The organism is Terriglobus albidus (assembly GCF_025685425.1).
Taxonomy (GTDB): Bacteria; Acidobacteriota; Terriglobia; order Terriglobales; family Acidobacteriaceae; genus Terriglobus; species Terriglobus albidus.
Map to the genome: position 1 here is coordinate 46,273 of NZ_JAGTAS010000020.1, position 14,042 is coordinate 60,314.

Consider the following 14,042-nt stretch of genomic DNA (forward strand, 5'->3'; position numbering starts at 1 on the left):
TGTCGATGTTCCGTCGCATTTTCAACCTTTTCTCTCGATCGCACATGGAGCGCGAGATCGATGCTGAACTTCGTTCGCATATCGAGATGCGCATCGAAGACAACATCGCTTCCGGAATGTCGCCCGACGAGGCTCGCCGCGATGCTCATCTACGCTTTGGCAATCTGATCAGCACGAAAGAACACGTAACTCATGCAGATGCGACTCTAACGCTCTACAGCATCTGGCTCGATATACGATTTGGGCGCCGTCAGTTGCGCAAAAATTTCGGCTTCTCCTGCACGGCCATCCTCGTATTGTCGCTGGGTATGTGCGCAAGTGTCGCCCTTTTTGCTTTCGTTGACGCCGTACTGATCAGACCGTTGCCCTACCAGAGTTCATCACGGCTGGTTGCTTTATTTGAGAGCACTCCCCTTGGATCGCGCTTCCATCTCTCGTATCTGGACTATCTGGACTGGAAGAAGCAGAACAAAGTCTTTGAGTCGCTGGAGGCATATGACAAAGTCTATTTTGCTCTGAATACCGCCACGGAAACGCAGCTTGTCGATGGCGCCACCGTAAGTGCAGGCTTCTTTCGAACGTTAGGTGTCACCCCAGTGATTGGGCGTGATTTCCGTGAAGGCGAAGATACTCCGAGCGTGCCGCGCACAGTGATGCTGAGCTATGCCGCATGGCAGAGCCGGTATGGGGGACGGCAGGATGTGTTGGAGCGCACGCTGACGATAGAGGGAGTTCCATATGTTGTCATCGGCGTGCTGCCGCGTGAGTTTCACTTTGCACCTGCGGGGCCGGCCGAGTTCTGGACATCGCTTCACGAATCCTCTAATCCGAACAATCGCGGAAATCATGGACTCCTGGCGATTGCTCGTCTGAAGAACAACGTGTCGGTCGAGTCAGCGGCCTCGGACATGACCTCGATTACTCAGCAGCTTGCAAAACAGTACCCAGACTCCGATGAGGGACGCGGCGCAACCGTGCTGCCGCTGACCGAAGTCATTGTGGGCAGGCTTCGGCCGGTACTATGGCTGCTTTTGTGCGGGGCAACCTTGCTGCTCCTGATTGCATGCGTGAATGTCTCAGGCCTGATTCTGGTCCGTTCCGAAAATCGCCGTCATGAGACAGCGGTTCGCGCCGCGCTGGGTGCGTCACGCATGCGGCTCATACGTCAGTTTGCGACGGAAGGGGTCATCCTCGCCGCGGCCGGCAGCCTGCTCGGCATATCGGCGACATATGGAGCCATTAGTCTGCTGTTGCAACTCGTACCGGTTAACATGCTGCGGGAGATGCCCTATCTACAGCATCTTGGGCTGACTCCCCACGTGCTTCTGTTCGCGGCACTCGTTGGCCTGGTGATGGCAACCCTATTCTCGCTCACCCCCATTCTTTGTCTATCGTTGTCAGACATGCGGGCCGGTTTGGTGGAGAGCGGCCGCTCCGGTGCAAAGACAGCCTGGAAGCATCTTGGAGCAAATCTTGTGGTGCTGGAGCTCTGCACCGCAATGGTGCTGCTGGCAGGAGCGGGTTTGCTAGGCAAAAGCTTCTATCGGCTGCTGCACGCTGATATCGGCATAGAGCCGGATCATCTGGCAATGATGCGGCTCAGAGCGCCACACTCCCGCTATCCAAAGGATGAACAGATCGTTGCCCTGGCGCAGCGCTTCATGGATGAAGCCGGCCGCTTACCCGGCGTACAGTCGGTTGCCGTTGCCCATCAGATCCCTGCGGCCGACATCGCTGGAGGGAATACGACCTTCGAGATCATCGGAAGGCCGCAGCATGGCAGCACCAATGAATCGAGCGGCCGCCAGGTAAGCGCGAACTACTTCAACACGATGCAAGCGCGGCTGGCACGTGGACGCTACTTTGCTCAGACAGACGATGCTTCGAAGTCTCGTGTCATGATTGTGAACCAGGCCTTCGCGCGGAAATTCTTCCCTGGAGAGGACGCGATTGGAAAGCACATCCGCTACGATGCATCGACGCCACCAATCGAGATCGTCGGCATCGTTAACGACATCAAAGAGGGTCCGCTGGATACAGAGGTACAGCCTGTACTCTACACGCCGTTCAGCCAGGAACCGGACAATGCCTTCTACGTCATCCTCAGAACTGCTCATGCTCCTCAGGAGCTGTTGCAGCCGCTGGAAAGAACAGCTCACAGCATCGATCCCAATATTCTGACCTTTGGCCCGGAAACCATGGACGACCGGATCAGCCACTTACAGTCGACCTATCTGCATCGCTCCTCCGCCTGCCTCATAGGCGGCTTCGCCGGGGCGGCGCTGCTGCTGGGTGTAGTGGGCTTATATGGAGTGATCGCGTATTCAGTGAGCCAGCGGACCAAAGAGATTGGAGTACGCATGGCGCTCGGAGCGCAGCGTCATGCTGTCTACCGGCTGATTCTGAAAGAGGCTGGACGGCTCGCGGCTATTGGTATCAGCACGGGAATTCTCTGCTCGGTAGCAACTGCAAGCCTGATACGTAATCTCCTGTTCGGCACGCAGCCGTGGGATGCGGCTACTCTTGCCGGAGTGTCAATTCTGCTGGCAACCGCAGCGCTTCTTGCCAGCTACATTCCCGCACGACGTGCGGCCTCAGTAAACCCAGTGGAGGCTTTACGCGCAGAATAGAACATTTTCCCTGTAGGTTGGTCCAGAGCATCCGCATCTATGGGCGTTTTCCGCAAAGAAAACGCCACTGCACTCCTCTTCCGGGATACCCAGCAACAGGGAAAATGCTCTAGAACTGTGCACACAAGCATCCCGCGGCACACCATACCTTCTAGTTCTCGGTCGGTGTGCGATCGACGCGATCGATGACGAGAAACTCGACAGGTACGTTTTGCGGTTCCAGCTTCAGGCCCAGTGTCTTCTGAATCGCGGTGAAGATAGAAGGAAGGCCGTCGTCGGCTGATGATATGTTCGACGCAAAATCGAGCTTGATGTCGTAGCCGCCGCTGAGTCCCGTTTTATCGATGACAGGGCGCCCAGCAGGATGTTGCAGCATACCTGCGAGGTACGGCATGGACCAGTCGAGTCCATTCAGTTGCTTGTCCGTAACGCTTATACGATATCCAGGAAATTTCGCCCCCTTGGTCGGCTCAAGTCTGGGGCCGTCTTTCGCAACCACGAGCGCATAGCCGGGCATCTGCCTGGTCTCAGTGTGAGTGACAAGATGAAACCGCTCCTGCAGTAGAGACTGAAGCAGGGGTCTGAGCTCTTCGCGGCTGAGAGCAATGTTGCCGGAGGGCCGGGCGTCTACATCGAAGTGCGTTGCCCCTAGCCACGATGGCTTGTTGGCGATCTGATTCGCGTCGATGCCGTAGGCCAGAACTATTAACCATTGCAGAGATAAGTTGTGCGCCGTGAACTTGCCCGTACCGGGCGGGCTCCACGAGCCATCAAGCTCGCTTCCCGTTGATTCCCGAATGGATGCAACATCAAACGAAGGATGCGATTGAGCGGAACAGACAGTTCCCACAACAAGGGCGAGCAAGAGAACGGTCAGTGCCTTGGCAGACATATAAAGTTGATTGGGCCTATGATGCTTCCTGATAGCAGGACTATGTCAAGAGATAACGGTGAAGCATGATGAAATTCCCCTACTCGCTGTTCGCCGGGATAATTTTCCTGCTGCCACTGCCCTGCGGGGCACAGATGGCGCCGCTTGATCCCGTACCAACCGGTGAGATGGTCGACCTTGGCGGGCGGCGGATCCATTTGAACTGTGTCGGAACAGGTTCGCCCACGATAGTGATCGAAAGTGGCGGCGGCAGCTTCGCGGTCGAGTGGACGCTGGTGCAGAGAGCAGTAGCAACGCGTTACCGCATCTGCGCATATGACCGGGCTGGGTATGCATGGAGCGAAGGAGGAGCTGTCGATGAAGGCATCGAGCAGACGGTGGACGACCTTCATCTGCTTTTGCAGAAAGGCCGCATCAGGACACCGGTCGTTGTCGTTTGCCAATCGCTCGGATGTATCTACGCTCGTGCCTATCAACGACGATTCCCCGAACAGGTTGCCGGATTTGTCTTTGTCGATGGCTCCCATGACGAGGGCATTTCGCTTGTGCTGCACGGTACAAGAACGCCCATCAGTCTTCTATCACACGAAGATCTGCCGCAGGCCTATGAGGAATACCGGAGATCGCTGCCGCCATTGAAAGCCGGCGGAGCCTCGGCTGCTCCCTTCGACCGTCTTCCGCCGGACATTCAAACAACCAGGCACTGGGCGTTTATGAAGATGTTGGATGAGATCGGGTGGCTTCCTAATAGCGCTGTAGCCGCTGAGTCCTGGAGAGAAGAGTTTGCTGCCTTGAGGTCGCAACGACTCAGCGAACCCCATCCGCTTGGAGACCTTCCATTGGTTGTGTTGGAGCGGTCAAAGAACCCTGATCCAGTCTGGCATACCCAGCAGGTGCAGCTTGCCGCTCTCTCCTCCAGGGGACAATTGATTCGCGCGGAAAACAGCGGACACATGATCCATCTGGAAAGACCGGACCTGGTGGCCGAAGCTATCCACCGTGTCGTCTCCCAGCTCCGAGAAAAGCATTGATTTGCCAGGCCTGTGGTCACGCTTCTCACGAAATCCAGCTTCTCCTTCCGTATACTGGGTCGGCCATTCGACTATGGCTTCTGTTCCTTCTGATACCGTCGGGTAGCTTCTTTATCCCATGTGATTGCTATAGAGCGCCACAGGCCTGAAATATATGTCACACCTCCGCATCGTCCTGCTGATCTTCTTCACCACGACCCTCTGTGCTGCCCAAAGCACACCTCTGATCGACTATCACCAGCACTTGCTCAGTCCTGATGTGGCAAAGCTGATTGGAGAATCCAGGACCTTTGCCGCAAGCGATCTCATCGCAGAGATGGATCGTGCGGGTCTGCGGAAGGCCGTCGTTCTCTCACTCGCATATCAGTTCGGAAATCCGAATCGCCCTCCCGTACAGGATGAGTATGCCAGGGTGAAAGCGGAGAATGACTGGACCGCAGAGCAGGTCAAGCAATACCCGCAGAGGCTCGTGGGTGTCTGCGGCGTTGATCCGCTCCGTGAATATGCGATGGCTGAAATCGAGCGATGCGCCGCGGACCCTTATCTCAGAACTGGGATAAAGCTTCACTTTGGAAACTCCGATGTCGATCTCGACAATCCGGCTCACGTCGCTATGCTCCGCAAGGCCTTCCAGACGGCCGACCGGCATCGCATGGCGATCATTGTTCACATGCATGCGAACGTGACGCATCATCGGCCCTACGGGAAGAAAGAAGCTGAGGCCTTTCTAAACCAACTGCTGCCGGCAGCGCCACACAGCGTGGTGCAGATTGCTCATCTTGCTGGGAGCGGAGGATGGGACGATCCTGCGAGCGATGAGGCGCTTTCAGTCTTTCTTCTTGCAATGGCGCAGCACGATCGACGCGTCGCGCACATCTACTTCGATATCTCTGGTGTAGCCGGCCTGGGCGATGCATGGGAAGGGAACAAGGAAGAGATCGCGTTGAGAATCCGGCAGGTTGGCGTGCGTCGCGTTCTGTTTGGAAGCGATGGCGCATGGACAGGCTTTACTCCGGTAAAGGCTATTGCTGCATATCGTCAGCTCCCGCTGACGAAGGATGAGATGTCCGTGATCGACAACAACCTTGCTCCTTACATGAAAGCGAGCAAGGGCCATTGAAGTTCTAATGGATTACCGGCCAGCCATCGACCCAGCTCACCTCTTTGATCCAAAGCGTGGCGCGGCCGCCTTCAGTGATCTTCTGCCCATGGAAGACGATCATCGTCTTACCGGTCCCAGGATCGTCATAGACCGTTCCACCGCCCACACCGACCCATTGCCCGCTTCCCTCCAGGATCACGGTAGAACCGCCGTCCATCATGAGTGTGCCATCTTTGGCGAGGAAGGGGCCGTTGGGGCTCTTTGATCGTCCGACAGCCATCTTGTAGTTGTTGGTGGTGATGTCGGCGTTGCAGCAGCGATCGATGGAGACAAACAGATAGTACCAACCGTCATGCCAAAGCTGTGAGGAGCCTTCGATGGGATGCACCGCAACCCATGGACGTGCCGCCATCTCATGAACCTGGCCGGGCTTCAACATGCCGGTGGCGGGATCGATCTCACGCTGGCGGATGCCGTCCCAGTAACTGCCGTAACTAAGCCAGACACGGTCACCATCGACAAGGACGTTTGGATCGAGATCGTTGATCTCTGCCCCGGCAAAGGACTCCGTGACCATGCCGCGGTCGACCCAGTGATAGCGAGGGTCCTGCGCATCGAGTGTAACGTTCGTTGCCAGCCCAATGACCGTGCGGGTCGTATTCACGATGGAGGCAGAGTAGTAGACGTGATATTCGCCGTTGAAGTAGGAGATATCCGGAGCCCAGATCTCGGTGAGTCCTGGAAGCTTTGCATGCAGCCACTCGGGCACCGCGGGAAAGACACTGCCGCAGTAACGCCAGACAGCTCGATCGCTGGAGCATAGAAACGGGAGCGAACCATTCCATGCGCCGGCGGCGTCGGTAACAAAAAGGTAGTAGGTTCCGCCGGCATAGATCACGCTGGGATCGCGTACCGGAGCGATATCACCGCTCACCGAGGTCTGGCCGGAGGCAATCGCCGGCTGGTCGCCATACGAAAGCGGATTCGTCGCGATGCCGGAGGCACGGACACCTGAGCCGCAGCTTGCAAGCAAGGCAGAAAACACACTGAGGGCGCAAAGGGCCAGGACCCTTCGGAGGGGAGACATAACAACACCTGCAAAAAACGCTGTACTCCGATTATCACTGATCACAGGACGCACATGTGCGTCAAAACTGTGACTCAGCCTGGTATGCGGTTCCAGGATGGGAAAAACGCAAAAAGCGAAAGGACTTGACATCTTCCGGCCATAGGCATAGATAATCTATGCCTATGGAATCTATCTCTAAACAGTCGATGCCTTCCGGCGCTCTCGCAATGTTGATCCTGCGTGTACTGAGGGCGGGGCCGCTCCACGGATATGCCATCGCCCAGAAGATTCATGTGCTCTCCAACGAAGTGCTGGAGGTGGAGGAGGGCTCTCTCTATCCGGCGCTGCAGAAGATCCTGCTCAAGGGTTGGGTGAGCGCGGAGTGGGGCATCTCGGAGACGAGCCGGAAGGTGCGTTTCTACAAGCTGACGGCGGCGGGCCGCAAACAGTTGGAAGCAGAGCTTCGGGACTATGACCGGGTCACCGAGGCGATCAAGGCGATTCTGCGGACGGCATAGGGGACGAGTATGGGCGAGCTTTGGCGGAGACTCTGGTACCTGCTGCATCGCAGGCAGATGCAGCGCGAGCTGCAGGACGAGATGGCCTTTCATCGCGAGATGCTGGAACGCGGCGGCACGCCGCGCAGACGCTTCGGCAATGAAACCCGGCTGCAGGAACAGGCCCATGAAACCTGGGGATGGACGTGGATCGAAAGGCTGGCACAGGACCTGCGCTACGGCATGCGAACGCTGATGCGGTCGCCGGCGTTTTCCATCGCCGCAGTGCTGGTGCTTGCCGTAGGTATCGGTGTCAACGTCGCCGCCTTCGGCCTGTTCAATATGTTTGTCCTGAAGCCGCTGCCGGTCCGCGATCCTGATACGCTGGTCCGGCTGCAGCGAAGCGCTCCCGGCACTTTTTCTTCCTCGGTTCCCTATCCCTCGATTGCGTTCTATCGCGATCACGCGAAGACGCTGCATGCGGTGATCGCCAGCACGGACCGCGATGTGATCCTTGAGCGGGAAAACCTACCGGCTCGTACGCGGTTTGTGACGAGCAATTTATTTCACGAATTGGGAGCGGAGACCGGACTGGGGCGCGTATTCGATCCTGCGCTCGACGACCGCAAAGATGCTCCTCCTGTCGTAATGCTGAGCCACACCTTCTGGGAACAGCGCTATGACAGTGATCCTACTGTCGTAGGCCGTGTCGTGCATCTGAACCACAAACCGGCGACGGTGATAGGCGTAGCTCCGCGTAACTTCAGCGGTCTGGGACTGCCACATGAGCCTGCATTCTGGGCGCCGCTCGTGCAGCAACCCTACTTCGTGGAGGGCAGCACTGTCCTAACCGATACCTCTCTTGGCGGACTGGTCGATATGTGGGCTCGGCTGGAAAAGGGAGTCTCACCGAAGATGGCCGAGCAGGAGCTGCTTGCGCTAACCAATGAGCTCCGCAGGCAATCGCCGAACTCTGTGTGGGACAACGAGAGGCTGGTCAGCGAACCCGGAGGATATCTGCAGGCGGTGCGGAAGGATGATGTACCGATGCTGATGCTGGTCGCGACACTGGTGCTGCTTATCCTTACTGTCGCGTGCAGTAATCTTGGCGGCTTGATGCTGGCGCGCGGTGTAACCCGCTCGCACGAGATATCCATTCGCTTTGCTCTGGGTGCAAGCCGGCGGCGCATTGTGCGGCAACTCCTGACAGAAAGTCTACTGCTGGCAGCTATGGCAGCACTGGCTGGACTCGGTATGGGATACGTGTGCCTGCGCGTCTTCCTCTCGCGAGTGAATGCTCCGCCGTGGCTCAATCCTGCTCCGGATTGGAGAGTCGTGCTCTTCGCCGGAGGTGTGGGACTCATTGCCGCTGTGGTCTTCGGTCTGGCTCCGGCGCTGCAACTCACGGCGAAACGCAGAAGGGGAACGCGATCGAGACAGATCCTGGTAACGGCGCAGATTGCGGCAAGCTGTGTGCTGCTGATCGTTGCCGGTCTTCTGGTGCGTGCCCTGCATTTCGCAGTCTCGAGCGACGCCGGGTATGACCATGAACACATTCTGGTCGTGGATCCTGACCTCGCGGCCCACGGATATTCAGCGACGACGGCGAGAAGCTATCTGGACACAGCACAGACAAGAGTGCGGCAACTGCCTGGAGTGATCTCTGTTGGCCTGACGTCCATGGCCCCGCTGGGCCATAAGAATGTGACCTCGCTTGGGGGATACCCCTTCGGAATCTATGTCAGCCGCGTGGAGCCTGGCTTCTTCAGCACCATGGGCATCGCACGCCTCAGCGGACGCGACGTGCAGCGGGAGGACAAGAACGAGATCGTTGTCAGCGAGTCGCTGGCCCGGCGCATGTGGCCGGGACAGAGCCCTCTCGGCAAGCAGTTCCTTCTCGACCCGTCGAATGCACTCTCAGAGAAGCTCACCGTGGTAGGCGTTGTGGCCAATGCCCGCACGATGTCGATGCATGATCCCGATGCGACAGAGCTCTATCAGATGAGTGACGACGCATCACTGCCGCACATGGTGCTGCTGGTACGTACTCAGGGAAAGCCTGAGGATCTTGCAACCGCGGTGCGGACGGTAACCTCCAGCATCGATAGCGGTCTCTTCCCTACAGTCCGTCGCTTGAGCGAGTCATTCCAGGACGAGGTCGGGACAGTCGAGAAGGGCGCCTTGATCGCGAGCCTGATGGGAGCCTCTGCCGTGTTGCTGGCCGCCGTAGGCCTGCTTGGGCTGGTCGCGTATGCCGTCTCCCAAAAGACGCGGGAGATTGCGGTTCGCCTGGCGCTCGGAGCGAAGAGGACCCATGTGATCAGAGCCATGCTGCGGCAGTTTGTGGGGCCTGTAGCGGTTGGCCTGGTCGGCGGCGCAGGACTGGCCGCCGCTGCTTCGCAACTGCTGCGACGCATTCTGTATGGGGTGAGCGGCCTCGATCCCGCGGCCTATCTTGGTGCAATCGGATTGCTGACCATCATCATCGCATTTGCAGCATGGCTGCCGGCACGCAGGGCTCTTGCAGTTGATGCGATGCGGGTCTTGCGACACGAATAGGATGGTCCACCGGCGAATGCGGGGAGAGGTGCTCACCCCACAATAGCAACGTGACCAAGAACACCTTCTGCCAGCGTCTCATCGCCGTCGATTGCGATCTGCGACTTGGCCACATCGCGATCGATCCCCTTGGTGAAGAGCATCCATGCGATCTCCTCCGGTACCGTAATGCTGCACGCGATCTGCGAAGGCATCTCCCGAAGAAAATGCCAGCGATGCTCCTCTCGCGAGAGCACCCAGCGTCCGCCACACTCTCCTGAGATCTCAAGCAGGAGATTGGTTCCAGGAGACGCATCCACATGCCGATAGGCGAATGGAAGCCCGCGAATGAAGCAATCCAGCACAGGATGATAGAGCTCTCGCGTTAGAATTCCCGGCCTGCCCGTTGCCAGACGGATCTGCTGCTGGTGGTGCCAACGCTCCGTCAACTCTCGTGCCGTATCGAACCAGTTCGCTGAGATTTCTTCTCCGGCCCAACTGACATTGAAGGTCGCCTGGGCAAACGGGTCGAGCGACTCATGAAAGTCCGCCGACTGCTCGCAGGCGGTCTCCATCAACTCAATCAATATTGACGGACTGAGCCTCCGAAAGACGGATACGCCCTCATCGTTCAGCCGATTGACCAGAGAGACGACCTCCCGCGGCGTCTGCGGAATCTGCTTCTCCACAAACCATGTGTCGCGCACCATGGAGAGTTTCCGCAAGGCGGTATCCAGAAGATGAGCGGCAACATCACGCACCTCCCACCGCGGCGATACGGTGCGGTATCCCCATTCTTCTGCGGTGAGAGAGCTCAACAGACGCAGCAGTTCGCGATCGACCTTTCGCAGAAGGGGAGCGCAAAGGATCGGTTCGTACCCTTCCAAGCGGCGGTGCGTTTCCATCGCGTCATACTACCAAAAGATCTTCAGGCCGATTGTTGCTCCGAATCGCGGCCGCGTTTTCTACGTTGATAGGCCGCAACTTTGATCTTGTTGCCGCAGATATTCATGCTGCACCAGCGGCGTGATCCCTTCTTGCTGGTATCGAAGAAGTGAACGATGCACGATTCGCATTGACGGATACGCGAGGTCTCAGTCTCGGCCAGAAGATCAGCGGCTCCATCAATGATAGGCGCCCATAGATCCCCAGGTTCGGCAGGGTCAAAGAAAGTCTCGCGCACGACACCACCATCACGCCTGCGAAGCGCGGTGTGAAGAGGATATTGCAGCAGCCGCGCATTGACGTCTTTCAGGAAGTCGTCGGACGGAGCCGAGCCGGCTTCCATGCGTACGACCGCATCTCTTAGGCGCTCGCGGAAGGCGATGAGATCTTTCCGGAAGGCTTCCGCTTCTGAGGATTGCCGCCAGCTACGCAGAAGCGACTTTGTCTTCGGAGAAGTCACGGTACCGGACGCAATAAGCCACCGCTCCAGGGCATACACGTCCGGCAGAAGCTCGGTCGGGCCGTTTGCCAGGATCGGTTTCGTGTTGAGGAAGTCCAGGATGGGCCGGTTGGCGACGAACAAAAAGCCATCGACCCATTCGCCGGCATCTGGAGAAACAGTACGCATGGCTCTCCCTTCCAAAATATCGCAATAATTTATAACACCGTTATTGACAGTTTTATCGGTGTTAAATAATCTGAGTTCGTTCCGCTGGAAAGCGGGCCAAAAGGAGGAAACATTATGACCACGTTTCAACACGCCGATGTCCGCGGCCTGAAGGTCTTCTACCGGGAGGCTGGCTCTGCCTCTTCCCCAACCATCGTGTTGCTGCATGGCTTTCCCAGCTCGTCGCATATGTTTCGCGACCTGATCCCGAAGCTCGCGGAGAAGTTCCATGTCATCGCTCCGGATTACATCGGCTTCGGCTACAGCGATATGCCCTCGGTGAAAGAGTTCGAGTACACCTTCGACCGGCTTGCTGACTACACTGAGGAGCTTCTCTTCGGCGTTCTGGGATTGAAGAAGTTCAGCATTTACGTGCAGGACTATGGTGCGCCGGTTGGCTATCGCATCGCTTATAGACACCTCGAAGCCATTGAAGGCATCGTTGTGCAGAACGGCAATGCCTATATTGAGGGCATCGGACCGGGCTTCGACGCAATGAAGCCGTTCTGGGCAGACCGCAATGCGGAGACGGAGAAGCCGGTCCGCGGACTGCTTACCAAAGAAATGACCGTCTTCCAGTACACACACGGCGTGAAGGATCTCTCCCGCATCAATCCCGACTCCTACACCGTTGATCAGTTCTTCCTCGATCGTCCCGGCAATGACGCTATCCAGCTAAGCCTGTTTCACAACTATCAGTCGAACCTGACCCACTACGACGAATGGCATGAGTTCTTCCGCGGCCGGCAGCCAAAGATGCTGATCGTGTGGGGCAAAAACGATCCGTTCTTCACCGTCGAAGGCGCAAAGGCTTATCTGCGCGACATCCCAGCAGCCCAACTGCACCTTCTCGATACCGGCCACTTCGCGCTGGAAGATTCGGTTGACTTCATCGCGCAAGAGATCACAAAGGTTCTCGGCTGAGCTAAACCCGACCTGACTTCACTCGTCGTTACAAGACAAAAGGAAAGAGGAGATACACCATGTCGTACACAAAAGATGCCACCATCGTTCTGGTTCACGGTGCGTGGGCCGACGGATCAAGCTGGGAGCTCGTTATTCGCAAACTGCAGCAGCAGGGTTGGAATGTTGTCACCGCGCCCTTACCCCTTACCTCACTCAGTGATGATGCCGCTGCCCTTCGCCGCACTATCGAGCGAACCGAAGGCCCCATCATTCTTGCAGGACACGCCTATGCGGGAGCTGTCATTGGAACCGCGCATGAAGAACGCGTCAAAGCGCTGGTCTACATTGCTGCGTTGGCGCCCGACGAAGGAGAGACCGTTGCCCAGGTCTTCTATCGCGATGAACCTCATCCTGACGCGCCGAAGCTCGCGCCCGATGCCGACGGCTTCATCTGGATGCCGGATACCGGCTTTGAACAGGCCTTTGCGCAGAACGCCACCGACGAACAGATCGCCGTTACCCGGGCTGTACAACGCCCGATTGAACTGAAGAGCATTCAGGAACCGGTGGCCGCTCCCGCATGGAAGTCCAAACCGTCGTGGTATCTCATCGCGGAAGACGACCGCATGATCAACCGCAAGACACAACGTTTCATGGCGGAACGCATGAATGCCATGATGGAGTCCTTCGCTGTGGATCACACGCCGCTGCTGACCGCACCAGAGAAGGTCGTGGACATCATTCTGGAAGCCGCACAGTCGACGCTGGCTTGAGGAGGTTCCCATGCTGGACAGGAAGACGACATCGGAACGTCTGGCAACATTTTCTGACGGAGTCTTCGCCGTCATCATCACCATCATGGTGCTGGATCTGAAACCACCGGAGGAGCCGACGCTGCATGCGCTGGCTCCTCTCTGGCCGCTGCTGCTGAGTTATGCGGTCAGCTATCTGTTCATCGCGATCATCTGGGTCAACCATCATCACCTTTTCCGCTTTGCCCGCATCGCAACGCCGGAGCTGATCTGGTGGAACTTCGCACACTCTTCATGATCTCGCTGGTGCCTGTTACCACCCGATGGATGGCCGGCTCCCGCTTAGCGGCAGCTCCGGTCTTTATCTATGCACTGGTCTTCGTGTTGGTCGAGATCGCCTACATCGCCTTCGAGCGGACAGCATTCTCGCAGGCGACCGAGATGGATATTCCTCCGCGGATGCGGCGCGTCGCGAAGATTCGCTCGTATATCGCGCTCTGCATCTTCGCTACGGCGGCAGCCATCTCTTTCTCGTCGCCGGTCTGGGGATTGAGCCTGGTGTGCTGTGTCCTGCTGATCTATCTAAGCCCTCGGACGCCGGAACTGTTTCATAGATTCCTGCATCGCTAAGAACAGTGTCGCGGTTGTTATGAGCGAGGCTTAGGGTTATGGTTTTTTGTTTGTCATTTCGGAGCGCTCGGGTCCCCGGCCAGCGTTGCTGGCTGGGGTGAAGAGTAGCGGAGAAATCTGCTTTTCTACCGATGCTTCTACCCGCGCAAAGGCGGAAAAGCAGATCCCTACCCGCCCCAATCAGCAGAGCTGGTCGGGGACCCCATTTCGGATGACAAAAAACTATCGCGCGAATCGCGATAACCTACGCTAAGCCCCAGCGAACAAGTTCGCCGGGGGTCCCACCCTTCGCTGTGCGAAGAATGGGGCAACGGGTGTATTGGCTCAGTAGATTTGTCGATACATGTAGCAACCACGGCGTATCGACAAATTCCAGTTGATCT

At 57.4% G+C, this 14,042-nt stretch carries 13 protein-coding genes; 9 read left to right on the forward strand and 4 right to left on the reverse strand.

What is annotated here, in order from left to right; genetic code table 11:
- Positions 1–5: 5 nt before the first annotated feature.
- Positions 6–2,630: an ABC transporter permease gene (locus OHL21_RS01185; RefSeq protein ID WP_263415418.1), complete on the forward strand. Its 2,625-nt coding sequence runs from the start codon at positions 6–8 to the stop codon at positions 2,628–2,630.
- 151 nt (positions 2,631–2,781) lie between these two features.
- On the opposite strand, the gene OHL21_RS01190 is transcribed toward OHL21_RS01185, so the two are convergent.
- Positions 2,782–3,522 carry a TIGR03435 family protein gene (locus OHL21_RS01190; protein ID WP_263415419.1) on the reverse strand — a complete coding sequence of 247 codons (741 nt, stop codon included), beginning with the start codon at positions 3,520–3,522 and terminating at the stop codon, positions 2,782–2,784.
- A 65-nt stretch (positions 3,523–3,587) separates the two neighbouring features.
- On the opposite strand from OHL21_RS01190, the gene OHL21_RS01195 reads away from it, so the two are divergent.
- Positions 3,588–4,553: an alpha/beta fold hydrolase gene (locus OHL21_RS01195; protein ID WP_263415420.1), complete on the forward strand. Its 966-nt coding sequence runs from the start codon at positions 3,588–3,590 to the stop codon at positions 4,551–4,553.
- 154 nt (positions 4,554–4,707) lie between these two features.
- Entirely contained in the window at positions 4,708–5,673 is a 966-nt protein-coding gene (locus OHL21_RS01200) for an amidohydrolase family protein (RefSeq protein WP_263415421.1), read from the forward strand.
- 4 nt (positions 5,674–5,677) lie between these two features.
- Here the strand turns inward: OHL21_RS01200 and OHL21_RS01205 are convergent, their stop codons facing one another.
- Positions 5,678–6,742 (reverse strand): arabinan endo-1,5-alpha-L-arabinosidase, encoded by a 1,065-nt coding sequence (locus OHL21_RS01205; protein ID WP_263415422.1) that lies wholly within the window; start codon positions 6,740–6,742, stop codon positions 5,678–5,680.
- A gap of 164 nt (positions 6,743–6,906) precedes the next feature.
- Here OHL21_RS01205 and OHL21_RS01210 point away from each other — a divergent pair, with 164 nt between their 5' ends.
- Positions 6,907–7,242: a PadR family transcriptional regulator gene (locus OHL21_RS01210; protein WP_263415423.1), complete on the forward strand. Its 336-nt coding sequence runs from the start codon at positions 6,907–6,909 to the stop codon at positions 7,240–7,242.
- A 9-nt stretch (positions 7,243–7,251) separates the two neighbouring features.
- On the forward strand, positions 7,252–9,780 hold the full coding sequence (locus OHL21_RS01215) for an ADOP family duplicated permease (protein WP_263415424.1): 2,529 nt from the start codon (positions 7,252–7,254) through the stop codon (positions 9,778–9,780).
- Positions 9,781–9,812: 32 nt separating this feature from the next.
- Here the strand turns inward: OHL21_RS01215 and OHL21_RS01220 are convergent, their stop codons facing one another.
- Positions 9,813–10,646, reverse strand: coding sequence for a maleylpyruvate isomerase N-terminal domain-containing protein (locus OHL21_RS01220; RefSeq protein WP_263415425.1), 834 nt, complete (start codon positions 10,644–10,646; stop codon positions 9,813–9,815).
- Between the two features lie 41 nt (positions 10,647–10,687).
- Positions 10,688–11,332 carry a CGNR zinc finger domain-containing protein gene (locus OHL21_RS01225; protein ID WP_263415426.1) on the reverse strand — a complete coding sequence of 215 codons (645 nt, stop codon included), beginning with the start codon at positions 11,330–11,332 and terminating at the stop codon, positions 10,688–10,690.
- A gap of 114 nt (positions 11,333–11,446) precedes the next feature.
- Between OHL21_RS01225 and OHL21_RS01230 the strand changes: the two genes are divergently transcribed.
- Genes OHL21_RS01230 through OHL21_RS01245 form a run of 4 tightly spaced genes read left to right on the forward strand, consistent with a single transcriptional unit; the run spans position 11,447 to position 13,659 of the window.
- Entirely contained in the window at positions 11,447–12,295 is an 849-nt protein-coding gene (locus OHL21_RS01230) for an alpha/beta fold hydrolase (protein WP_263415427.1), read from the forward strand.
- Positions 12,296–12,354: 59 nt separating this feature from the next.
- Positions 12,355–13,050 (forward strand): alpha/beta fold hydrolase, encoded by a 696-nt coding sequence (locus tag OHL21_RS01235; RefSeq protein ID WP_263415428.1) that lies wholly within the window; start codon positions 12,355–12,357, stop codon positions 13,048–13,050.
- 10 nt (positions 13,051–13,060) lie between these two features.
- A complete protein-coding gene (locus OHL21_RS01240; RefSeq protein ID WP_263415429.1) occupies positions 13,061–13,327 on the forward strand; it encodes a TMEM175 family protein in 267 nt (88 codons plus the stop codon).
- Positions 13,303–13,659: a hypothetical protein gene (locus tag OHL21_RS01245; RefSeq protein ID WP_263415430.1), complete on the forward strand. Its 357-nt coding sequence runs from the start codon at positions 13,303–13,305 to the stop codon at positions 13,657–13,659. Before OHL21_RS01240 ends, OHL21_RS01245 begins: the two co-directional genes overlap by 25 nt.
- Positions 13,660–14,042 lie beyond the last annotated feature (383 nt).

What these genes read in the sequence shown, in the direction of transcription:
- OHL21_RS01195 (WP_263415420.1), top strand. Translation starts at nt 3,588, where the DNA reads ATGATGAAATTCCCCTACTCGCTGTTCGCCGGGATAATTTTCCTGCTG.
- OHL21_RS01190 (WP_263415419.1), bottom strand. Translation starts at nt 3,522, where the DNA reads ATGTCTGCCAAGGCACTGACCGTTCTCTTGCTCGCCCTTGTTGTGGGA.
- OHL21_RS01205 (WP_263415422.1), bottom strand. Translation starts at nt 6,742, where the DNA reads ATGTCTCCCCTCCGAAGGGTCCTGGCCCTTTGCGCCCTCAGTGTGTTT.
- OHL21_RS01225 (WP_263415426.1), bottom strand. Translation starts at nt 11,332, where the DNA reads ATGCGTACTGTTTCTCCAGATGCCGGCGAATGGGTCGATGGCTTTTTG.
- OHL21_RS01230 (WP_263415427.1), top strand. Translation starts at nt 11,447, where the DNA reads ATGACCACGTTTCAACACGCCGATGTCCGCGGCCTGAAGGTCTTCTAC.
- OHL21_RS01200 (WP_263415421.1), top strand. Translation starts at nt 4,708, where the DNA reads ATGTCACACCTCCGCATCGTCCTGCTGATCTTCTTCACCACGACCCTC.
- OHL21_RS01235 (WP_263415428.1), top strand. Translation starts at nt 12,355, where the DNA reads ATGTCGTACACAAAAGATGCCACCATCGTTCTGGTTCACGGTGCGTGG.
- OHL21_RS01215 (WP_263415424.1), top strand. Translation starts at nt 7,252, where the DNA reads ATGGGCGAGCTTTGGCGGAGACTCTGGTACCTGCTGCATCGCAGGCAG.
- OHL21_RS01210 (WP_263415423.1), top strand. Translation starts at nt 6,907, where the DNA reads ATGGAATCTATCTCTAAACAGTCGATGCCTTCCGGCGCTCTCGCAATG.
- OHL21_RS01240 (WP_263415429.1), top strand. Translation starts at nt 13,061, where the DNA reads ATGCTGGACAGGAAGACGACATCGGAACGTCTGGCAACATTTTCTGAC.
- OHL21_RS01185 (WP_263415418.1), top strand. Translation starts at nt 6, where the DNA reads ATGTTCCGTCGCATTTTCAACCTTTTCTCTCGATCGCACATGGAGCGC.